Raw genomic sequence first — 21,062 nt, 5'->3', positions numbered from 1 at the left:
CGTCAAGTGGTGCGACGGGGGGCGGTCCGTGCGGTGAACGGAGGATGTCCGTGCCGATGTGGTGAGTTTGGCCGAACGCGCGCGTGGTACTCGTGCGTCTGGCGGGCCCAGTGCCATAAATCCACGTCAATGAGGTGGAATCCCCGCAAATGGTTTGCTTCCGTCGTGCTCAAGGGAGACGGTCGGCATACGTCCACTGACACGCTTCGGAAGGGAGGTGGGGGTTCGCATCGCGTGCCCAACGCCATGAGCGCACCGAGACAGTTGGAACAGTCGGAAACGAAGACGCGCCTCGCACCACCGGTGCTGGCCGACGCCTGGGTCACCGCGCCGCACCCCGTGGTCGTCGCCGACCGCGCGGGCCGGGTGGCGGCCGCGAACGAGGCCGGAAGGCTTCTTCTGCCGGCTGCGCTGGGCGGCACGGACCTGCGCGAGGCCGTCCCGGAATGGCTGGCCGACGCGCACGCCCGGCTTGCCGCCGCGGACAATCCACCTGCCGATGCGGACACCCCACCTGCCGGCGCGGACATTCCACCTGCCGATGCCCAGGCGCGGCGGGAGCCGGACGTCGTGCGCGGCGAGATCGGTGAGTCGAGCTTCGAGGCCCGCCCGGCCCGCCTCGACGACGGTCACTGGGCATGGTGGCTGGCCGAGGACACGTACCGGCGCAGGGCGGAGGACGACCTCCGCGCCGAACGAAGACGTACGGCCCTGCTCGCCGACGCCTCCCAGCAGTTGCTGGCCTCCCTCAACGTCGAACGCTGCATGGAGGTGACGGCCGCCATGGCGGCAGGGCACCTCTGCGACGCGGCCATAGTGATCGCGCCGGGCCGCGGAAACGTGTACCCCGTGACCCACACCGGACCGGCGGGGGAGGTCACGCACGCCACCCTGGAGGTGGACCTGACGGAGGTGCCCGGCCTCGGCGAGGCGATGCAGGGCTTCCCGCCGGTGCCCTCGCGCTGGATCGACCCCGCCACGCTGCCCGACTGGGCCGTGCCCGCGCACTTCGCCGGCCCGGTGTGCTCGGTGGTGATCACCCCGCTGCCCGGCCATGGTGTGCCCGCGGGTGTCCTGATACTGCTGAGGTCCACCGAGCGCAGTGCGTTCAGCGAGGCCGAGGAGGTCTTCGCCCGGATCTTCGCCGCCCGCGCCGGAGCGGCGGTCTCGGCGGCGCAGCTCTACGCCGAACAGAGCGCCATCTCCCGCACGCTCATGCGTGACCTGCTGCCGCCCGAGCTGCGGCCGGTGAACGGCGTGGAGTTCGCGGGAGGCTATATCGCCGCGGGCGCGGGGGAGTACGTCGGCGGTGACTTCTACGACGTACACGAGGGCCGGACCCCGGAGGACGAGACACTCGCCGTCCTCGGAGACGTCTGCGGCAAGGGCCTGGAGGCGGCGGCACTCACCGGCAAGATCCGCAATACGGTGCAGGCGCTGCGGCCGATGGGCCACGACCACCAGCAGCTGCTGACCCTGCTCAACGAATCGCTGCTGCAGGCCGAGCACACCCGGTTCGCCACGCTGGCCCTCGCCTCCGTGACCCGCCGCGGCAACTCCGTGGACCTGCGGCTCACCAGTGCGGGACACCCGCCGCCGCTGATCGCCCGCGCGGACGGCACCGTCGACGAGGCCGAGACGAGGGGCACCCTGATCGGCGCCCTGCCGCAGGTCACGTCGAATACCGCACATGTCCGCCTCAAGCCCGGGGAGGTGTGCCTCATGTTCAGTGACGGCATCGTCGAGGCCAAGGGAGGGCCGCTGGGAACGGAGTTGTTCGGCGAGGAGCGGCTTTCGTGGGCGCTCTCCGAGTGCTTCGGCATGGTGGCCGAAGCCGTCGTCGAGCGGGTGCAGATGCTGGCCACGCAGTGGGTGGGCCGCGGCCCCCACGACGACATGGCCGTGGTCGCCATAGCCGCACCGCGCCATCAGCACCTCAGCGCCGTGGACGGGCACACCCGAGGCAGGTACACCGGATGACCGCTCCCCTTCGCGATCTGACCGGGAGCCGTGACCAGACCGGCAGCAATGACCTGACCGAGACCCCTGGGGCGCCCGGAGCCTCTGATCCGCTCGGATCCGCTCGTGCACAGCTGTGGAACGACGTGCGCGACGGCGACGAGATCGGCGCCATCCGCACGGTGCGGGCCGCGGTCGAGGCGGGCAACGCGTTCGAGAGCGTCCTGTTGGACCTCATCGCCCCCGTGCAGGCGCGGGTCGGCGTCGAATGGGCGGCGAACCGCATCAGCGTGGCCCAGGAACACGCGGCGACGGCCATCAACGACCGGGTCATCACCCTCACGGCGGACGTCGGCGTGCCTGACCCGGACCCGGCACAGCGGCGCGGACGGATCACCGTCGCCTGTGTGGACGGCGAGTGGCACGCCCTGCCCGCGCGGCTGCTCGCCGAGGTGCTGCGGCTGCGCGGCTGGCAGGTCGACTTCCTCGGCGCCCACACCCCCACCCCGCACCTCGTACGGCATCTGCATCAGCAGGTGCCCGACGTGGTGGCACTCTCCTCGTCGATCCCCACGCACCTCCCGGTCGCCCATGCCGCGCTCACCGCCTGCCAGGCCGTCGGGACACCGGTCCTCGTCGGTGGCGCGGCCTTCGGTCCGGGCGGGCGGTACGCCAAGGTCCTCGGCGCCGACGCCTGGGCGGCCGACGCGCGGGACGCGGCCGATCTGCTGGACCAGGGCCTCGCCCGCCCGGACGTGATGCTCCACCAGGCGGTGGACGACCTGCCCCACCTCATCGACCAGGAGTACTCGATGGTCGCCCGCACGCGGGGCGAGCTGGTCAAGGAGGTGCTCGGCGAACTGGAGCAGCTCTTCCCGCCGATGGCCCGCTACACGGTGCAGCAGCGCCGGCACACCGCGGAGGACATCGCGCACATCGTGGACTACCTGGCCACGGCGCTCTATCTCGACGACGCCGGGCTCTTCACCCGCTTCCTCGACTGGACCGCGGACATACTCTCCGCGCGGCACGTCCCCGCCCACAGCCTTCTCCTCGCCCTGGACGTCCTGGGCCGCAGGCTGTCCGACTTCCCGCGCGCCACGCGCGTGCTGAACACGGCCCGCGAAGCCCTGGCCGCGCGGCCGGAGAGCAACAGGACCGGAGAATCCGTATGACCCGCCCCGTCTCCCGCCTCAGCCTGCGCACCGAGTTCCAGCAGGGCGTCGTGACCGTCCACGTCGGTGGAAGCCTGGAGTTCGGGGTGACGGAGAGCTTCGTCGCCACCGTCACCGAACAACTCGACCGAGCCCTGGCGGGCAGCCGTCCCGTACGGCAACTTCAGGTCAATTGTGCCGAGTTGACGTTCGTGGACTCCATGGGCCTGGCCGCCCTGCTGATGGCCCGCCGCGTCACGGACGCCCGCGGGGTCGCCCTCGTGCTCAGCCGCCGCCCCGAATGCCTGGACCGACTGCTGCGCCTCACCTGCACCTTCGACCACCTCACGGCCTCCACCGCGACCAGGGAGATGCAGGGGGAGTGACGAGGGCCTGACCGCCGGGCATGGCATATCTCACGTCCCGGTGGGAGACCCGCCCAGTCAGGCCTTTTCCCGGCTTCCGGACCAGGGCCGCCTGTTGCCGTGGCACCCGGGTGCCCGAGTAGGGTCAGGGGCTGCGTGACGGCTGACGGCCGCATTCCGGCCTTCCGGTCCTTGTCAGGGCCATGCGTACGTGGTCTGCCCGGCCCCACCCGGCAGAGCGCGCGGCATGTGTGCGTACGGGGAATCCCCGGTGCGCGCCGGGCACCGGGATGCGACTCCTGACGTCTCACGGGCAGTACGGCGGGCCTCCGGGTCCGTTACCCCCCACATAAAGAGCCGCGCGTGCGCGGCCGCAGATCAGGAGCACCAGTGCAGGGCATCCCCCACATAGCCAGCACACCGCACGACGGGCGATCGTCGCCCGCACCACCCCCTGCGCCGATCCCCCCTGCGCACAGATCGAGGCAGCCGGGACGGGACGTGGCGCAGCACGTGCCGCGCCGGGCCACGGCGCCGCACGTGCCCCCGGCAGCCCGGCGTCCCCCGGCCGCCGCCCCCCAACTCCCCGTCTTCATCGACCAGTCGGGCTGGCGCAGGCGGACGCTGCAAGGCATGGCCCTGGTCGTGGGCTGCGCCTGCCTCGGGTATCTGCTGTTCGTCGGCACGCTGCTCAGCGGACTCCTGCGGCCCGTCAGCACGCAGCCGCCGACCACGAACGCGCCGACGTCCTCCGTCCCGGACACCGGAGAGGCGGCCCGCGGCACCGGCGCACCGGCCCGCGCCGAGGCCCACCCGTCGCCCGCCACGGCCCACGCGGACCGCCACGACCGCCACCGCCCGCCGGCCGCCAGATCAGCCCCGCCGCCGACCGGAGACCCGAAGCAGTGAGCCGGCGCACCGCCGCTGTCCGCCGCCCGCCGCGCGGTCACTGGCTCGTGCTCCTGCTGGTCCTCCTGGTGGTCGCCGTCGCCCTCCTCTTCGAGGGCTGGACGACCCACCAGGTCGACGCCGCGCGCACCAAGCCGCTCTGCACGCGGCCGATACCGCGCGCGGCGGACGACGGGAAGCCGCTGCTGCGGTTCGGCCCGAAGGGGGTGACCACCGCGTCCATGCCGCCGGGCACCGTCGCGCTCACCTTCGACGGCGGGCCCGACCCGGAGTGGACGCCGCGCCTGCTCGACCTGCTGCGCAGACACCACGCGCCGGCGACCTTCTTCGTCTACGGGAAGGACGCGGCCCGGCATCCGGCGCTGATGCGACGGATCCTGCGCGAGGGCCACGAGATCGGCTCGTACACGTACAGCGGCGGTGACCTCGGGGTCGCGTCGCCGCTGCGCGCGCGTCTCGAACTGTCCCTCACGCAGACCGCTTTCGCGGGTGCGGCCGGCATCAACACCTCTCTGCTGCGGCTGCCGCACACCACGGCCGCGGACACGCTCTGCGGCCCGCAGTGGCCGGCCGCGAAGCGCGCGGCGGAGCAGGGGTATCTGGTGGTCGCGTCGGACTACAAGTCCCGCAAGCCGTGGCGCGGTCTGGTGTCGCAGCACAGCCAGACCGACCTCGGCTACCGCGAGGCCGAGGCGCTGCTGGAGGACCGCAGGGTCAAGTCGTTCACCACCGTCAGCGGCGGCCTCGGCCGCCCCTCGCTCAACGACGGGGTCCCCGTCGCCCAGGAGGTCGAGGGCGAGGGCCTGATCTGGTCGCAGCGGCTCGGGCGCGCCTTCCTCACCGTGATGGTGTGGACCCTGACCCTCGCGGGTGTGCTCGGCGTCCTGCGGATGCTCCTGTTCGCGCTCTTCGCCCGGCTGCACGTGCGCAGGCTGCACCGGTTCCGGCCGGGCGCGCCACGGCTGCGCGAGGTGCGGGACCCGGTGACGGTGCTGGTGCCCGCGTACAACGAGGAGGCCGGCATCGCCTCCACGGTGTACTCGCTGCTCGCCTCCACCCACCCGGACTTCCAGATCATCGTGATCGACGACGGCTCGACCGATGCCACCGCCGACATCGCCGAGGACATCGACGACCCCCGGGTGACGGTGATCCGGCAGCCCAACGGCGGCAAGCCGAGCGCCCTCAACACCGGTCTGGCGCACGCCAGGCACGACATCGTGGTGATGGTCGACGCGGACACCATCTTCGAGCCCGAGGCGCTGGCCCGCCTGATCCAGCCGCTCGCCCACCCGGCGGTCGGCGCGGTCAGCGGCAACACCAAGGTCGGCAACAGGCGCACCCTGATGGGCAAGTGGCAGCACCTGGAGTACGTGCTCGGATTCAACCTCGACCGGCGGATGTTCGAGGTCCTGGAGTGCATGCCGACGGTGCCGGGGGCGATCGGGGCGTTCCGCAGGGACGCGCTGATGGGTGTCGGCGGTGTCAGCGACGAGACCCTGGCCGAGGACACCGACCTCACGATGGCGCTCTGGCGGGCCGGCTGGCGTGTCGTCTACGAGGAGTCGGCGGTCGCCTGGACCGAAGTGCCGGTCAGCGTGCGGCAGTTGTGGCGCCAGCGCTACCGCTGGTGCTATGGCACGCTCCAGTCGATGTGGAAGCACCGGCACGCGGTGACGGAGGTCGGCCCCGCCGGACGCTTCGGCCGTCGCGTGCTGCTCTACGTCACGCTGTTCCAGATCGTGCTTCCGCTGTGCGCACCGGTCGTGGACATGTTCGCCCTGTTCGGGGCGTTCTTCCGCGACCCGCTGGAGGCGGCGCTCGTCTGGTTCGGTTTCCTCTCCGTCCAGTTGGTGACCGCCGCCTACGCGCTGCGGCTCGACCGCGAACGGCTGAGCGTGCTGTGGGTGCTGCCGCTCCAGCAGTTCGTGTACCGGCAGTTGATGTATCTGGTGGTCATCCACTCCGTGATCACGGCGCTGCTCGGCACCCGTCTGAAGTGGCACAGCATGAAACGGACCGGCACCGCCGACCCGTACCTGCTGCAGGCGCCGACCGGAGAGATGTCCGCCGGGACATCCGCACCCGGAGATCCCCTCGACGGCCCGCCCTCGCGGCGGAGCCTGTCGTCGCCATGACGTGACCAAGGGAGTTGACCATGACAGACCCGCTTGACCAGCGGGCCGGACACACCATGCCCCTGGGGGAGCACGGCTGGGACGGCGACAGCGGCGACAGCGGCGACAGCGGTGCGGCCGTGGCACCGGAGGACGACTCCGCCACGCGTGAGCGTTTCGCCGAACGCCCCAGCTCCCGCTACGGACCCCGGCGGGCCCACGCCCGGCAGTCGAAGAAGCGCAGGAAGCTGCGGCGGGCGGTGCTCGTCCTGCTGACCGGCGTGATCGTCGCGGCGGGCGGCACGTACGGCTGGGCGGAGACGCGGCTCCAGCGTGACGTCGACCTCGGCGCGTACGGGGACCGCCCGGCACCCGGCGAGGGCACCAACTACCTCATCGTGGGCTCCGACAGCCGCGACGGGCTCTCGGAGGACGCCGTGAAGGACCTGCGCGCGGGCGGGGGCGGCGGGCGGCGCACCGACTCGATGATGCTGCTGCACACCGGGGCCAACGGAACCAGCATGGTCAGCCTGCCGCGTGACTCCTGGGTCACCGTGCCAGGCCGCCTGGACACGACGACGGGCAAGACCAAGCGGCCCGAGGGGGACAAACTGAACGCCGCCTTCGCCTACGGCGGCCCCGAACTGCTCGTGCACACCGTCGAGCGGAACACCGGGCTGCGCATCGACCACTACGCGGAGATCGGCTTCGCCGGATTCGTGAACATCGTCGACGCCATCGGCGGTGTCCGGATGTGCCTGGACCGCGACATCAAGGACAAGAAGTCGGGCGCCGACCTGCACAAGGGCTGTCACGTCCTGGACGGCAAGCAGGCGCTCGCCTTCGTCCGCCAGCGGCACCAGGAGAGGGAGGGCGATCTGGGCCGTTCGAAGAACCAGCAGAAGTTCCTGTCGACCCTGGCCCACCAGGCGGCCCGCCCCGACACCCTCTTCGACCCGACGGAGATGGGCCCGGCCATGCAGGCGGGCCTGGACACCCTCATCGTCGACGAGGACATGAGCCTGCGCGACCTCAGCAAGATGTTCCGCGCCGTGCAGAGCGTCTCGGGCGGAAAGGGCAAGCGGATCAACGTGCCCGTGTCCGGCTTCGGCGTCCCCACCTCCAAGGGCAACGTCCTGAAGTGGGACGCCGAGGCGTCGGCCCGGCTCTTCTCCGAGCTGCGGCAGGACAGGCCCGTGACGGAGACAAGGAGCCGGACACGCCGTTGAGGTTCTTGGGATCCGTGAGCCCTTTGAGGCTCACACCATTTCGGGCTGTGGTTCCGGCCGGAGCGCCGGTGGGGGCTTCGGCTCCCACGATCCGGTGGTCCGTACGTAGCCGTAGATCACCGAGGCCGTCGACAGCATGACGAGAGGGCCGTACACCCACGGGTGTGCGGCCATCTCCATGGGCAGGTAGCGGTACGACAGCAGGAGCGCGCCGAAGACCGCCGTGCCGTAGCCGACCAGTTGGACGCCCGACCGGTGCCAGCCGTGGTCGTACGTGCGCAGGGCCGCCTCGATGGTGAGCGCGAACACCACACCGGCAAGGAGATCCACGCCGTAGTGGTAGCCGAAGCCCAGCGTCGCGCCGAGCGTGGCGGTCAGCCAGAACGTCCCCGCGTACCGCAGCAGGCGCGGTCCCTTGCGGGAGTGGATGAAGATCGTGGTGGCCCACGCCGTGTGCAGGCTGGGCATGCAGTTGCGCGGGGTGATCCCGTCGTACGGAACCGGGTGCGGCACGGTGATGGGCGGCGGCGTGTGCGGCCACAGATTTGCCACCGCCCACTGGACGCCGCCGGTGCCGGAGGTGCCGGGACCGTAGGCGAAGATCGGGCCCACCACCGGGAAGATCATGTAGAAGGCCGGCCCGACGAGCCCGATCAGCAGGAAGGTCCGCACCAGATGGTGGCGCGGGAAACGGCGCTCGGTCGCCACGTTGCGCAGCTGGTAGAGGGCGACGGCGACGGCGGCCACCGCGAGCTGGGCGTAGACCAGGTCGAGTACGGGGCTGACCGGGCCGGAGGCCTCAAGGAGCCGGCCCGCCAGCCACGAGGGGTTGCCGAGCGCGTGATCGGCCATCGCCACGTAGGGGTCGAGTACGGTCGGCCGGGTCTTCGCCGTGATGAGCAGCCAGGTGTCACCGGTCTTGCGGCCGGCCACCAGCAGCAGGCCGAGGCCGACGCCCTTGAGGAGCAGAACACGTTGCTCGCCGGTGCGACGCGTGATCGCGAAGACCGCGCAGCCCAGCATCGCCCACAACGCGCCGTTGCCGAAGAACTGCCCCTCGGGCACATCGGCATCGACCAACCACCGCACCAGCACGAAGACCGCGTCGACGCCGACCGCGAAACCGGCGGCGATGAACCGCTGCCGCCAGGTCAGCACCACCATCATCAAGGCCAGACCGCCGTACAGCGGGCCCGGTTTGGGCGGGAAGAGCACTTCCCGCGCCTGGTTGGTGATCGGTCCGGGCACACCGCCGTAGTGACGCGCGGCGATCTCCAGGGCGACGAGGAACCCGAGGGCCACCAGACCTGCCGTGGCCCAGAGGATCACGCGCTGCCGACTCCACGCGGCGGCCTGGATGCTGCCCGAGCTATCCGCACTGTCTGCTTTGTCAACTCTGCGGCTTATTCGCGGAATTATCCGCGAAAATATAGGTATCAATTGTTTGGCCGATTTGGTAGGTGCTGTTGGAGCACATCACCCTTCAGATGACACTGCGTCGTTTCCGGCGAAGGAGGGTGATGGGGCATTCGTCGAGAGGCCGATCATGCTACGCCGTGAGGAAGTCGCCCAGCGCGCGGGCGATCCGGCCCGGGGCGTTCTCCGTGGGGATGTGATCCGCGTCGGGGACGCGGATGAGCGTCGTCCGCGGGATCTCGGAGGCGAACCGCTCGGCGTACTCCACCTTCTCGAAGCCGTCGTCCTCGCCCCAGATCAGCAGCTTCGGCGTCATGGACCGCCGCAGCGCGGGAACGAGACCGAGGGTGTAGCGGCTGTCGGCCGCGCCCGCCATGGCCAGCCAGGAGCGGCGGACCCGCGCCATGGTCCACGGATCCAGGTAGTCAGCGATCCGCTCCTCGGTGGCGGCATCGCCCAGCGCCGCCGTCACCGCTCGACGGCGGGCGGCGAGGACGTCGTCGGCGGTGCTCCCCGCGACGTCCCCCGGGTCCCGGAAGCGAGCCACGTGGGGCGCGGGCCAGGAGTCGTACGTGACGGAGTTGACCAAGGCGAGCCGGGACACCTCAAGGCGGCCGTGGACGAGGAGGTGCTGGGCGACGGCTCCGCCGATGTCGTGACCCGCCACGGCGACCGGCCCGGAGATGCCCAGGGCGGACGCGAAGCGCGCCACCCAGTCCGCGAGGGCAGGGACCGTGGCCGTCTCCGGGGTGAGCTCGCCTCCCGAGCGCCCGAGTCCGGGCAGATCGACCGCTAGAGGCCGCAGCCCCGCGTCGGCGAGACCGCCGAGGACCGGGAGCCAGACCCGGCTCCAGTACGTTCCGTGCAGCAGCAACACGGCCGGGCCGTCCCGCTCCACGGTCAGATAGCTCGCCGTTTCGCCGTCGACCCGGACCGAGGTTCGCAGCACTCCCGCATCGGTGATCCCACTCATGGGTCCACCGTGCCCCGGGCCCGCCACCCGGGCCGAGAGTCCGGAAAGACACCCATGGGTACATTCCTGCCATGAACCTCCATCGGGTGGTGGCGCTGCTCAATCCGCCCCAGTCGCCCTTCGAGCTCGCCTGCGCGGCCGAGGTCTTCGGCACCGTCCCGCAGGGAGTACCGGTCCGCTACAGCTTCCGGACCTGCACCGAGCACCCCGGCCCCCTGCCGACCACGATCGGCTTCGCGATGCTCATCGACGCGGGTCTTGCGGCCCTGCGGGAGGCGGACACCGTGGTCGTCCCCGGCTGGCAGCCGCCCGGCGCACCGGCGCCGCCCGCCGTCATCGAGGCGCTACGGGCCGCCCACCGGCGCGGGGCGCGGATCGTCGCCATCTGCACCGGGGCGTTCGTCCTCGCCCAGGCAGGGCTGCTCGACGGCCGCAGCGCCACCACCCACTGGCGCGACACCGCCCGGCTCGCCGCCGCCTTCCCCGAGGTGCGGGTGGACCCGGACGTGCTCTTCGTCGACCACGGCGACGTGGCGACCAGCGCCGGTACCGGCGCCGGCATCGACCTGTGCCTGCACCTGGTGCGCTCGGACCACGGCGCGGCGTACGCCGCCCAGATCGCCCGGAACATGGTCCTGCCGCCGCGCCGCGAGGGCAGCCAACTCCAGTACGCCGTACGGCCCGTACCGGTCAGGGCGGCGGACGATTCGCTGGCGCCGCTCCTGGACTGGGCCACCTCCCGGCTCCACACCCGGCTGACCCTAGGCAGCCTCGCCGAACAAGCCGGCCTGTCCGGCCGCACCCTCGCCCGGCGGTTCGGCGACCAACTGGGCACCAGCCCGGGACAGTGGCTGCTCGCCCGCCGCATCGACGCGGCACGCGTACTCCTCGAACAGACCGACCTGCCGGTCGAGGCCATCGCGACCCGGGTCGGCCTGGCATCGGCGGTCAACCTGCGCCGCCGTTTCCGCGCGCAGCTGGGCACCACACCCGGCGCGTACCGGCGGACGTTCGGCGAAGCGTGACGGCGGGCCGGCGCACTGCGCGGTGATGCGTCGCCCGGCGCAGCCACGCGCCGCGCCGGGCCGGTTTTCCGGCGTGCGAGCGGTCGCCCCGGTTACTTCAGGGCGCGGTTGAACTGGGAGATGGACCAGCGGTAGCCGAGCGCGATCAGGCCGACGCACCAGGCGATCGCGATCCATCCGTTGTTGCCGATCTCGGTACCGAGGAGCAGCCCGCGCAGGGTCTCGATGGCGGGGGTGAACGGCTGGTACTCGGCGATGGGCTGGAACCAGCCCGGCATCGTGTCCGCCGGGATGAAGGCGCTGGAGATGAGGGGCAGAAGGATCAGCGGCATCGCGCTGTTGCTGGCCGCCCCGGGGCTCGGGCTTGCCAGGCCCATGCCGATCGCGATCCAGGTGAGGGCGAGGGAGAAGAGCACGATCAGACCGAACGCCGCGAGCCACTCCAGGGCGCTGGCGTCGGTGGAGCGGAAACCGATGGCCACGCCGACGGCGCCGACGAGGATCACGCTCAGGACCGACTGCAGCACGCTGCCGATGACGTGCCCGACGAGCAGGGAGCCCCGGTAGATCGCCATCGTGCGGAAGCGGGCGATGAGGCCCTCGGCCATGTCCATGGACATGTACACCGCGGCCCCGATCACGGTGCTGCCGATGGTCATCAGGAGCAGGCCCGGGACGACATAGGCGATGTAGTCGGAGCGGTCCGCGCCGCCGCCGATGCCCGAGCTCATCACGTCGCCGAAGATGTAGACGAAGAGCAGCAGCAGCATGATCGGCGTGAGCAGCAGGTTCAGCGTCCCGGACGGGTAGCGCCAGGCGTGCAGGAGGTTGCGGCGCAGCATCGTGTTCGAGTCACGCAGCGCGGGGGAGAGGGAACTCATCGGACGTTCTCCTTGGACTGGTTGGGGACGTCGGGGCCGGTCAGGGCGAAGAACACGTCGTCGAGGTCGGGGGTGTGCATGCTGAGTTCGTCGGCCTCGATGCCGGTGGAGTCCAGCCAGTCGAGGAGGGAGCGCAGCTCGCCCTGGCTGCCGTTGCTGGGGATGGTCAGCACCAGCGCCTCGTCGTCCGTGGTGACCTCGGTCAGCGACAGGGCGGCGGACTGGTAGGCGTCCGGGTCGGTGAAGCGGAGGCGTACGTGTCCGCCGGGGATGAGCCGTTTGAGTTCTTCGGCGGTGCCTTCGGCGGCGATCTTTCCGTCGTTGAGTACGGCGATGTGGTCGGCGAGTTCGTCGGCCTCTTCGAGGTACTGGGTGGTGAGGAAGACGGTGACGCCGTCCGTGACGAGCTCGCGGATGATGGTCCACATGTTGTGCCGGGAGCGGGGGTCCAGGCCGGTGGTGGGCTCGTCGAGGAAGATGATGCGCGGGCTGCCGACCAGGGTCATGGCGATGTCGAGGCGGCGCTTCATGCCGCCGGAGTAGGTGACGGCAGGCTTCTTCGCGGCTACCACCAGGTCGAACCGCTGGAGGAGTTCGGCGGTGACGCGCTGCCCCTCGCTCTTGGGCAGGTGGTGCAGGTCGGCCATGAGGAGCATGTTCTCCTCGCCGGTGATCAGACCGTCGACGGCGGAGAACTGCCCGGTGACGCCGATCGCGGCGCGCACGGCCTGCGGGTCCTTGGCGAGATCGTGGCCGTTGACGTGCAGCTCGCCGGCGTCGGCGTCGATGAGCGTCGAGAGGATCTTGACGGCGGTGGTCTTGCCGGCGCCGTTCGGGCCGAGCAGCGCGTACACGGAACCGGTGGGGATGCGGATGTCGACGCCGTCGAGCACGGTCCTGTCGCCGTAGGCCTTGCGCAGACCGATGGCGGAGATCGCGGTCTGCGACGCGTCGCGGTCACCCTGACTGGATGTGGACATGACAGATGAAGGCATGGGGGTATCCCGTTTCGGAAGGCGAAGTGGTGAGGGAAGGGAAGTGGGGGAGCCGGGGGACGGCGTCTGAGATGTCCGCGGGCTCTCGGCACCCGCGGGCTCTCGGCACCCGCGGGTCCGCTGTGTGGCTGCGGGGGCGCGGGGATGCGGGGGCGCGGGGGTGCAGGAGGGGAGGGATACGGGGGATAGGGATGTGCGGGTTGGGGTGCGGGATTGTCTGGCTAGGAGGCCTTGCCGCCCGTGCCGTCGTCTTCTCCCGCGGCACGCTCGAGGCTCTTGACCAGCCGCTCCCGCTCCCGGTCGGGGACGTATCCGCCCCTCGTGTAGTTCTCGGCGAACGCCGAGACGAACTCCACGGGGTCATCCCCGACGACGTCGCGGATGGGCGTTCCGTCCGCCGCGGCCTGCTCGAACAGATCCGCAAGGTCCTCGAACGCCGCCGACGCGCTGTCGCCGTCCGCCGGTACGAACAGCATCAGATACCGCTCGATCGCCTCGGCAGCCGTGCGGTGGCCCTCGGGAAGCTTCTTGACACGTGCCCGATACGCCCACCAGCGCTTCTTCGGTCCGATCACCTTCGAGAGGAAACCGTTCTCTTCTGTCTCGGACATGGTCATCTGCCTCCTTCATGAAGCTGTTCCAGTCGTTCTGCGAGGAAGCTCCATGTCCTCCAGAACTCGTCGAGGTACTCCCGGCCCGTCGCGTTCAGGGAATACACCTTGCGCGGCGGTCCCTTCTCCGACGGGACCTTCTCCACGTCGACCAGGCCGTTCTTCTCCACCCTGACCAGCAGCGCGTACACGGTGCCCTCGGAGATGTCGGAGAAGCCCTGCTCCCGAAGCCACGAGGTGATCTCGTAGCCGTAGGCCGACCGTGCGGACAGGACCTCCAGGACGATGCCTTCCAGGATGCCCTTGAGCATCTCCGTTGCCTGCTTGCCCATGGGCACCCTCACCTACTCAGTGTCATTGACTACCGGTACACGGTAACGCTGACTACCGGTACTTGGCAACACTGAATAGCGAGGGTTTCCGGGCTCAGTCCTCCACTGCCTCCGACCGTGGCCGCCGCGCCCCCGCGTCGAAGACCAGTTCACCTTCGACGAACGTCATCTGGACCTCGGTGGCGTGGACTTGGGTGATCGGCACCTCGAAGGGGTTCTGGTCGACGACGATGACGTCGGCGAGCATGCCGGGCTCGATGCGTCCGACGCGGTGCGCCATACGTGCCTGGCGCGCGGAGTTGACCGTGAACAGGTCGAAGGCCTGATCCAGCGTGATGGCCTGGGGCGCCCCGAAGCGTTCGGCGCTGCCCCCTGGCTGCTGCCGCGTGACGAGCGTTTCGATGGCGGACCACGGGTTGACCGACGGCACGACGCACCAGTCCGACCCCGCCACGACCAGTGCGCCGCCGTCCAGCATCTCTCGCACCGGCCAGACGCGTTCGATCGCTGCCGGGCCGACGGCGGTCGCTATGTCGGAGCAGATGGGAGAGGGCTGCCACAGGTAGGGAGAGACCTCGAACGTCGCGCCGATCCGTGACGCACGCTCGATGTCGGCCTTCGCCACGAACGTGCAGTGTCCTACGTTGTGCATGCACGGGCCGGGCCCGTTGGCCGCGCGGGCGGCCTCGATGGCGTCCAGTGCGGCCCTGACCGCCGCGTCGCCGGCCGCGTGGAACTTGACGGTGATGCCCATCCGGTCGAACCGGGTGACCGCCTGCTCCAGGACCGCGGGTGCGATCGCGAGCAGCCCGTGCCGCCGGGCCTCGTCGTCCCGCCCCTCCACCGTGTCCTGGTACGGCTCGATCATCGCCGCCGTATGGCTGTCGGTCGGTACCCCGTCGAGGAAGATCTTCACGCAGTCGGGCGCGATATGGCCGCTCGCGTGCAGGTTGCGGGCCGCGATCACGTCTTCGCAGACGGGATCTACGGGGGACCACACCAGACAGAGGCGTACGCGCTGCCGGACGGCTCCGGCAGCGGCGAGGCGGGTGTAGGCGCGCAGCTCGGCCCGCGGCCCGGCGGTGAATCCGACCGCGGCCTCGGTGAACGACGTGATCCCGTAGGAGAGCATTTCTCCGAGGGCCCACTCCAGAGCCGCCTCGACCTCTACATCGGACGGCTTGGGGGCGGATGCGGCGAGGAGATCGGCGGCGGTCTCGCGCTGGATGCCGCTCGGATGTCCCGCGGTGTCCCGCTCGAAGATGCCACCGGGCGGGTCGGGTGTGCCGGGGCCGATTCCGGTGGCCGCGAGGGCCGCGCTGTTCACCCATGAGCTGTGCCCGCTGGTGTCCTCGAGGAGGACGGGGTTATGGGGGGCGACGGCGTCCAGCATGGTCCGATCCGGGGTGACACCGAGCGCGGACGTGTCCCACTGCCCGCCGAGGACCCACGCGCCCGGGGCGGCCCGGGACACGTGCTCGGCCACGATGCGGAGGGTGGCTGCCAGTGTCGAACCCTGCGGGACCTTGCAGCGGCGTTCGCGGATCCCGGCGTAGATCGGATGCACATGCAGGTCGTGCAGCCCCGGCAGAACGGTCCCGCCACCGAGATCCAGCACCCGCGTGCCCGGCCCGCGCCGCCGCAGCACGTCCTCACGGTCGCCGACCACCTCGATGACACCGGCGCGCACGCTGAGCCCCTTGGCCCAGCCCGACGAGGTCCTGACCTGTCCACCCACCAATATCGTGTCCGCGTACTGATGATCGGTCATGGCGCTCCATCCCCGGCTCGGTGAGTCAGCGGCGGTTGATGAATCCGGCGTCGACGGGCAACGTGACACCGGTGACGTAGCGGGCCTCGTCCGAGGCCAGCCACAAGACGGCATTCGATACATCGACCGCCTCAACCACCGCTACGGGCAAGGCATTTGGCGCCGTCTCGGAGAGAATCGGGTCCTGGGCGACGAACTCGACGATGGCGGGGTCGGTGACCATGGGGGTCGCCACGCCGGTGGGGTGCACGGAGTTCACCCTGATGCTGTGCGGGGCGAGATTGTTGGCGTAGGTGCGCATCAGCCCGACGGCGCCGTGCTTGGAGGCGGCGTAACCGAGCCCGCCGTTGCTCGCCCCACCGATGCCGACGAGCCCGGCGGTGGAACTGACGATCACGATCGAGCCGCCCCGCTCGGCGGCGACCATCGACGGGATGGCCACCTCGACGGTGTGGAAGGTTCCGGTGAGGTTGACATCAAGGGCGTCATGCCACGCCTGCACCCTGTCCTCCACGAGCAGCGGTGCAATCCCGGCATTGGCAACAACGATGTCGATCTGCCCGAACTCATCGAGCCCGGCGTCGTACGCCGCCTGGAGCGCGGCCCGGTCGCGCACATCCGTCTGCCGCGCCACGACACGGCGCCCCAGGGCCCGCACTTCCTCGACGGCGTCGTCCAACTCCTCCGGAGTCGACAGGGGATAAGGCACGGTGTCGACCGACCGGCAGATGTCCACGACGACCAGGTCGGCGCCTTCCTCGGCCATCCGCCGCACATGACTCCGCCCGAGCCCTCCGGCGGCCCCGGTGACGAAGGCGACTTTGCCCTCAAGCCGCCGCGCCCCTAACCGAGTTCCCTCATCGCGCATGACGCGGCTCCCTGCGGCTCCCTGCGGCACCTCGCTATGTCCCAGCGATAGCAGCGCGGACGCGAGGGCGGCAATGGCCCCGGATCGAGATCTCCCGCCTACAGCCAGTCCCGCCGCTTGAAGATGAAGTACAGGCTCACGCAGACCACGGCCATCAGCAGGATCGCGAAGGGATACCCCGCCGCCCACTTCAGCTCGGGCATCGTCTCGAAGTTCATGCCGTAGATCGTGCCGACGAGGGTGGGGGCGAAGAGGATGGCTGCCCACGAGGAGATCTTCTTGAAGACGTCGTCCGCAGGGCGCTGACCTGCGAAGATTGGCCGAACCCCTGCTCTGGCCTGGGGCGATGGGTATTTCCAGCTCTTTCGCCGTGCTGCCCGCTTGCGCGGTCGATTCTCCCCGGGCGCTCCCCAACTGGGCTTGGTATTCCCCGGATCCTCCCCAGCGAGGGCCAGGAGGTCACGAGGGAGGACTAAATCTGAGGGGTTGTTCGGACATGGCTTGGCCGTTACCCAGAGTACTGGGCAGGCCGTCGCAGTCGCTGGGGATAGGGGTTGAACGCTTGGCTCAAGCGAGTTGGGTTCCCAGCGGAGATAGTCCTGGCGCGTACGCTTCGGCCTTCTCGATTCGCTCCTGCTTGCCTGTCTGCATCGCCTTGTCCGTCTGTGTATGCGCTCTCTGGCGTACGCCGGAACCTCAGCCGGACCAGGAACTGGCTGGCTAGCGCTGCACCGCTCCCCCCGCAGCGCTACGTACTGAGCGTCGGCTGTCGAGTCGGAGCGATTCCCGTAGGAGGGTGTGCTGCTCAGTGCGCGGAAGGAGTGCGTCACCGCGCAGCGAGGCCGGTCTCGATGGTCTGTTGCGTGCTGGTCGGAAGGCGAGCCGCGCCTTGGCGGTCGGGCCGTGTGACGTAGCGAGGGGACTTCTTTCTGAGGCGCCACTCCATGACGGTCCGGTCGCCTTTCGACAGGTTGCAGTCGGGGCAGGCCGGGACCAGGTTTCCGATGCCGTCGACTCCGCCCCGGGAGATCGGGACGATGTGCTCCTGATGCAGGGAGGGGGTTCTCTCGCCGCAATAGGCGCAACTTTCCTCGTACTGATTCCACAGCCGTGAGAGATCTCGTTCGGTCACGCTGTACCTTTTGACACGGGCGAGCATCGCCCGGCGCTGGTGGTTCCCGCGACGCTTTGCGGCTCGCACTCTTTCCTGGTTTGCCTCGAAGTAGGCGCGGCGGGAGCACCGGCCCGAGCAGAAGACACGGTGCGCGGTGCTGAGGGGCATCCATTGCCCGCAGTAGCTGCAGGGACGTGAACGAAGAGCGGTACCGACCTGGCGTTTGTACTGGGCCTTCGAATGGCATGACTGCCCGCAGAACTTGGCGTCACCCCGGCGGTGGGCCATGGAGCCACCGCACCACGCGCAGGCATCAGCTTTCGATCTGGGCACGTAGTTGGCGCGATACCAGCAGCCATGACCGCAATACTTGCGAAGCCCGTGCTCCCGCATCTCGATCGGCTGACCGCAGACCGCGCACTCCCGCTCTCGCTTCGCTTCCGCACGCTCGACCTTGCGCCGCTTCGCCTGTGCCCGGTTGTTCATGGTGACCTGGCAGTCGACGGAGCAGTAGAGAGCGAGAACGCCTCGCTCGGCCGGAACGGCCAGACCACAGCCTTTGCAGGCATGGGGTCCTGGGCGCACCTGCGGCTTGTCGAGATCCCGGCATGGCTGGCAGCGCCGAGGCTTGCGCCCCGGCTTGTCGCCGGGTACTTCGAAGGGGATCCCACAGCTCTCACACTGGAGAGTGATCGATACCGGCCGCGCGGAGGCCCTCCGCCTGCGGCGCCTGAGAAGTAGCTCCTCGCGTGACACGGCCGGTTGATGCGGAACATGCCCCTGGTCGTCATAGCGGCACTGCCAGCCGCAGTACCTCGCGCGGGGATGGCGGCTATCGATGTCAGCCCCGCAGACCATGCACGTTCTGTTCCCCCGCAGTAAGCGAATCAGTTCCATGCGGGCCTCGTGATGGGCCCGGGCCTTGCGGGCCGCCGCGGTGGCCCGGTGCTCGTCGGAGCAGTAGCGGGGAGGCGCACCAATACGGTTCGGCCGAACGAACGAGGCCGCGCACTCCTCGCAGATGAGCATGGTGGGGCGGCGTGCTTCCAGGGCACATGTGTCGGAGCAGTACTTCGCAAGTCCATGCCGGTGACTGATGTCCGCCATACATACAGCGCATCTCCTCACGGGGCGTACCTCGTTCTACGTGCATGGCCTGTACGGCACCTGATCCTGACTGGACCGCAAGGTAGACCACGGCACTGACAGTTGTTGTGGGACCAGCGAGTTCTCGGCCTGCCATGTTCATGTGAGCTGTCCTCCGAGTTCGGCCAGGGCTTGGGCGGTTGCGGACAGGGGGGAGCGGGCCGCGTTCGCGTAGCCCGACCGACGCAGAGCGGGCAGCAGGCCAGCAGCGGTTGGAAACGGCGAAGGGTGTAGCTCTCTTCCGGGGACGGCCCCGATGGTTTGAGCTGGGAGATCGTGGTTGTGGGTGATGGCGGCGTGGTCGGGTCTCTACCGGGTGGGTGGAGGAGGCGACGCTGATGGGGTCGTTGATCGGGGAGTTGGAGGCGCGGGAGGCGGCGGCCCGGGTGCGGTCGCCGCCGTCGTCGACGAGTGACGGAACCACCGGGGCCGCACCGTGCCGGGGGTCGAGCGGGGCGGGCCGCCCACCGACTAGCATCGCCGAGTTCGTGCCACCCACCGGCCCGGGCATCGCGGCACGGCGTACAGGGGAGCTGACACGGCATGAGAACGAAGAGCGCAGCGGCGTGGGCGGTAGCGGTGCTGATGCTCGGCGCAGCCTTCAGCGGCTGCGCCGAGCAATCGGTCAGGGGACCGTCCGGCAGCAGCGCGAAGCACACGAAGTCCCACCGCGAACCGGAGGACAAGCCTGATTCACGGGTCGTCGAGGACGACGACGACCACACCGTCCTCGAACTGTCCGACGGCAGGCAGGTGTCCCTCCGCTTCACTCGCCGCGGCCTGGAGGCACAGCATCGCCACGCCTCTGACGACGCCTGGTCCGCCCGGAAGACGGTCTATGAGACCGGCACCAAACCGTGCCACGGCATCAGGGCAAAGGCGTACCGGGACACCGTGTGGCTCGCGGCCGGCTTCGGCGCGTACTGCAGGGACGGCGAAGAACCGCAAGAGGTGATCGCGGCCGTCGCCACCGGGGACCTCTCCTCCTGGACCACCGACCCGACCAAAAACACCATCGCCTGGCCGAAGGCCCGCATCCGCGACGGTGGCGCCCGAGTGGACTTCGTCGATCCCAGCATGCTGGAAACCACCACGCTGACCTGGCGCAAAGGCTCCGGATTCGCCGGGGTGGCCACGAAGTACAAGCCCATCCACCCCTGGTTCGTGGGCCGGTGGCGAGCCAGGGACGGCAGCCAGCAGCTGACCCTCCACCAGGTCGAGCCGGGCAGACGCGCACGCGTGGTCATCGAGTCCCGCACCGGCCCGCGATGCAAGGGCAGCGCCACTGTCTCCGGCATCGACCAGCACGATCTGTCCATGAGCAACTTCAAGCTCGATCAGGGCACCAGGACCGTCAACTGCCCGCCGGAGGAGACCGAGTACTCCTTCGACGTGAAGTCCTCGGACGGCCCGCTGCGCCTACGCAAGATCGGCAACCACCCGAAGACCGTCCTTACCTATGAGCGGGCGGGCTGACGTACGACTGCGCATGAGGGGCGGCGGCGTGGTCGGGTCTCTACCGTGTGGGTGGAGGAGGCGACGCTGATGGGGTCGTTGATCGGGGAGTTGGAGGCGCGGGAGGCGGCGGCCCAGGCCCGCGACCGCGACCGCGACCACGTGCGGACCTGGGTCGTCCTGGTCGACGGCGCCCGCCACCAACTCGACCCGATCCGCGCCGAAGCCGACCGGCGCGGGATCACCGTGTAGGTCCTGCTCGACATCGTGCACGTCAGCGAGTACGTCTGGGCTGCCGCGCACAGCTTCCACCGGCCCGGCACCCCGGCAGCCGAAGCCTGGGTCGCCGGGCATCTGACCACGATCCTCCACGGCCGGCCAGCCGCGGAGATCACCGCGCAGGCGGAGCGGGCCGGCCTGCGCGGAGCGAAACGCGAAGCCGCAGCCACCTGCGTCCGCTACCTGGGCGGCCACCTTGACCAACTCTGCTACGAGACCGCGTTGGCCGAGGGCTGGCCGATCGCCACCGGCCCGATCGAGGGCGCATGCAGGCATCTCATCGGCGACCGTCTGGAGATCACCGGGGCAAGGTGGGGGCTGAGCGGCGCCGAGGCCGTCCTCAAACTCCGGGCGGTGAAGGACAACGGTGACCTCGACGCCTACTTCGCCTTCCATCTCGCCCGCGAGCACGAACGGCTCTATTCCACCTCTGACCAGCACGACTACGACCTCACGGTCTGAA

General features: G+C 69.9%; 17 protein-coding genes and 2 pseudogenes. 9 read left to right on the top strand and 10 right to left on the bottom strand.

The genetic code is table 11. The features are described from left to right. The first annotated feature begins 246 nt into the window (after positions 1-246). The 6 genes from OG302_RS10535 to OG302_RS10510 all read left to right on the top strand — a co-directional run bounded on the left by OG302_RS10535 (position 247) and on the right by OG302_RS10510 (position 7,733). Positions 247-1,980, top strand: coding sequence for a PP2C family protein-serine/threonine phosphatase (locus OG302_RS10535; RefSeq protein WP_371526540.1), 1,734 nt, complete (start codon positions 247-249; stop codon positions 1,978-1,980). Further along, a complete protein-coding gene (locus OG302_RS10530; protein WP_371526539.1) occupies positions 1,977-3,134 on the top strand; it encodes a B12-binding domain-containing protein in 1,158 nt (385 codons plus the stop codon). The genes OG302_RS10535 and OG302_RS10530 overlap by 4 nt, the downstream gene beginning before the upstream one ends. Then, positions 3,131-3,499, top strand: coding sequence for an STAS domain-containing protein (locus OG302_RS10525; protein ID WP_371526538.1), 369 nt, complete (start codon positions 3,131-3,133; stop codon positions 3,497-3,499). Before OG302_RS10530 ends, OG302_RS10525 begins: the two co-directional genes overlap by 4 nt. 480 nt (positions 3,500-3,979) lie before the next feature. Beyond that, on the top strand, positions 3,980-4,387 hold the full coding sequence (locus tag OG302_RS10520) for a hypothetical protein (protein ID WP_371526537.1): 408 nt from the start codon (positions 3,980-3,982) through the stop codon (positions 4,385-4,387). Next, the gene (locus OG302_RS10515; protein WP_371526536.1) at positions 4,384-6,525 is read left to right on the top strand and encodes a bifunctional polysaccharide deacetylase/glycosyltransferase family 2 protein; all 2,142 of its coding nucleotides are present in this window, start codon (positions 4,384-4,386) and stop codon (positions 6,523-6,525) included. The genes OG302_RS10520 and OG302_RS10515 overlap by 4 nt, the downstream gene beginning before the upstream one ends. Positions 6,526-6,539: 14 nt before the next feature. Then, the gene (locus tag OG302_RS10510; protein WP_371526535.1) at positions 6,540-7,733 is read left to right on the top strand and encodes an LCP family protein; all 1,194 of its coding nucleotides are present in this window, start codon (positions 6,540-6,542) and stop codon (positions 7,731-7,733) included. Between the two features lie 30 nt (positions 7,734-7,763). On the opposite strand, the gene OG302_RS10505 is transcribed toward OG302_RS10510, so the two are convergent. Together OG302_RS10505 and OG302_RS10500 are read right to left on the bottom strand one after the other, a co-directional pair. Next, positions 7,764-9,059, bottom strand: a complete 1,296-nt coding sequence (locus OG302_RS10505; RefSeq protein ID WP_371750085.1) for a phosphatase PAP2 family protein — start codon at positions 9,057-9,059, stop codon at positions 7,764-7,766. 223 nt (positions 9,060-9,282) lie between these two features. After that, positions 9,283-10,122 carry an alpha/beta fold hydrolase gene (locus tag OG302_RS10500; RefSeq protein ID WP_371526534.1) on the bottom strand — a complete coding sequence of 280 codons (840 nt, stop codon included), beginning with the start codon at positions 10,120-10,122 and terminating at the stop codon, positions 9,283-9,285. Between the two features lie 71 nt (positions 10,123-10,193). Here OG302_RS10500 and OG302_RS10495 point away from each other — a divergent pair, with 71 nt between their 5' ends. Next, the gene (locus OG302_RS10495; RefSeq protein ID WP_371526533.1) at positions 10,194-11,147 is read left to right on the top strand and encodes a GlxA family transcriptional regulator; all 954 of its coding nucleotides are present in this window, start codon (positions 10,194-10,196) and stop codon (positions 11,145-11,147) included. Between the two features lie 92 nt (positions 11,148-11,239). Here the strand turns inward: OG302_RS10495 and OG302_RS10490 are convergent, their stop codons facing one another. From OG302_RS10490 to OG302_RS10455, 8 genes and pseudogenes are all read right to left on the bottom strand, one after another. Further along, on the bottom strand, positions 11,240-12,028 hold the full coding sequence (locus OG302_RS10490; RefSeq protein ID WP_371526532.1) for an ABC transporter permease: 789 nt from the start codon (positions 12,026-12,028) through the stop codon (positions 11,240-11,242). After that, complete coding sequence (locus OG302_RS10485; RefSeq protein ID WP_371526531.1) at positions 12,025-13,023, bottom strand: ATP-binding cassette domain-containing protein; 999 nt, start codon at positions 13,021-13,023, stop codon at positions 12,025-12,027. Before OG302_RS10485 ends, OG302_RS10490 begins: the two co-directional genes overlap by 4 nt. Positions 13,024-13,244: 221 nt before the next feature. Then, entirely contained in the window at positions 13,245-13,634 is a 390-nt protein-coding gene (locus OG302_RS10480; RefSeq protein ID WP_371526530.1) for a DUF1048 domain-containing protein, read from the bottom strand. A 2-nt stretch (positions 13,635-13,636) separates the two neighbouring features. Next, positions 13,637-13,966 carry a PadR family transcriptional regulator gene (locus OG302_RS10475; RefSeq protein WP_371526529.1) on the bottom strand — a complete coding sequence of 110 codons (330 nt, stop codon included), beginning with the start codon at positions 13,964-13,966 and terminating at the stop codon, positions 13,637-13,639. A gap of 94 nt (positions 13,967-14,060) precedes the next feature. Next, positions 14,061-15,737 carry an amidohydrolase gene (locus OG302_RS10470; RefSeq protein WP_371526528.1) on the bottom strand — a complete coding sequence of 559 codons (1,677 nt, stop codon included), beginning with the start codon at positions 15,735-15,737 and terminating at the stop codon, positions 14,061-14,063. Between the two features lie 25 nt (positions 15,738-15,762). Next, on the bottom strand, positions 15,763-16,605 hold the full coding sequence (locus tag OG302_RS10465) for a mycofactocin-coupled SDR family oxidoreductase (RefSeq protein ID WP_371526527.1): 843 nt from the start codon (positions 16,603-16,605) through the stop codon (positions 15,763-15,765). Between the two features lie 98 nt (positions 16,606-16,703). Further along, a pseudogene (locus OG302_RS10460) lies at positions 16,704-16,889 on the bottom strand (CorA family divalent cation transporter); the annotation flags it as partial. Positions 16,890-17,431: 542 nt separating this feature from the next. Next, positions 17,432-18,205 carry an HNH endonuclease gene (locus tag OG302_RS10455; protein WP_371526526.1) on the bottom strand — a complete coding sequence of 258 codons (774 nt, stop codon included), beginning with the start codon at positions 18,203-18,205 and terminating at the stop codon, positions 17,432-17,434. A gap of 1,203 nt (positions 18,206-19,408) precedes the next feature. Between OG302_RS10455 and OG302_RS10450 the strand changes: the two genes are divergently transcribed. After that, positions 19,409-20,341 carry a hypothetical protein gene (locus OG302_RS10450; RefSeq protein ID WP_371526525.1) on the top strand — a complete coding sequence of 311 codons (933 nt, stop codon included), beginning with the start codon at positions 19,409-19,411 and terminating at the stop codon, positions 20,339-20,341. 102 nt (positions 20,342-20,443) lie between these two features. Continuing rightward, a pseudogene (locus OG302_RS10445) lies at positions 20,444-21,061 on the top strand (ISKra4 family transposase); the annotation flags it as partial. Between the last annotated feature and the right edge of the window lies 1 nt (position 21,062).

The sequence above is a fragment of the Streptomyces sp. NBC_01283 genome, from assembly GCF_041435335.1.
Lineage (GTDB): Bacteria > Actinomycetota > Actinomycetes > Streptomycetales > Streptomycetaceae > Streptomyces.
The sequence above is the reverse complement of the archived record's forward strand: the minus strand, read 5'-3'. Positions and strand labels throughout refer to the sequence as shown.

Coding starts and splice junctions, on each gene's coding strand:
- OG302_RS10485 (WP_371526531.1), bottom strand. CDS start 13,023: ATGCCTTCATCTGTCATGTCCACATCCAGTCAGGGTGACCGCGACGCG.
- OG302_RS10490 (WP_371526532.1), bottom strand. CDS start 12,028: ATGAGTTCCCTCTCCCCCGCGCTGCGTGACTCGAACACGATGCTGCGC.
- OG302_RS10535 (WP_371526540.1), top strand. CDS start 247: ATGAGCGCACCGAGACAGTTGGAACAGTCGGAAACGAAGACGCGCCTC.
- OG302_RS10530 (WP_371526539.1), top strand. CDS start 1,977: ATGACCGCTCCCCTTCGCGATCTGACCGGGAGCCGTGACCAGACCGGC.
- OG302_RS10525 (WP_371526538.1), top strand. CDS start 3,131: ATGACCCGCCCCGTCTCCCGCCTCAGCCTGCGCACCGAGTTCCAGCAG.
- OG302_RS10450 (WP_371526525.1), top strand. CDS start 19,409: ATGAGAACGAAGAGCGCAGCGGCGTGGGCGGTAGCGGTGCTGATGCTC.
- OG302_RS10500 (WP_371526534.1), bottom strand. CDS start 10,122: ATGAGTGGGATCACCGATGCGGGAGTGCTGCGAACCTCGGTCCGGGTC.
- OG302_RS10475 (WP_371526529.1), bottom strand. CDS start 13,966: ATGGGCAAGCAGGCAACGGAGATGCTCAAGGGCATCCTGGAAGGCATC.
- OG302_RS10455 (WP_371526526.1), bottom strand. CDS start 18,205: ATGAACAACCGGGCACAGGCGAAGCGGCGCAAGGTCGAGCGTGCGGAA.
- OG302_RS10470 (WP_371526528.1), bottom strand. CDS start 15,737: ATGACCGATCATCAGTACGCGGACACGATATTGGTGGGTGGACAGGTC.
- OG302_RS10480 (WP_371526530.1), bottom strand. CDS start 13,634: ATGTCCGAGACAGAAGAGAACGGTTTCCTCTCGAAGGTGATCGGACCG.
- OG302_RS10495 (WP_371526533.1), top strand. CDS start 10,194: ATGAACCTCCATCGGGTGGTGGCGCTGCTCAATCCGCCCCAGTCGCCC.
- OG302_RS10465 (WP_371526527.1), bottom strand. CDS start 16,605: ATGCGCGATGAGGGAACTCGGTTAGGGGCGCGGCGGCTTGAGGGCAAA.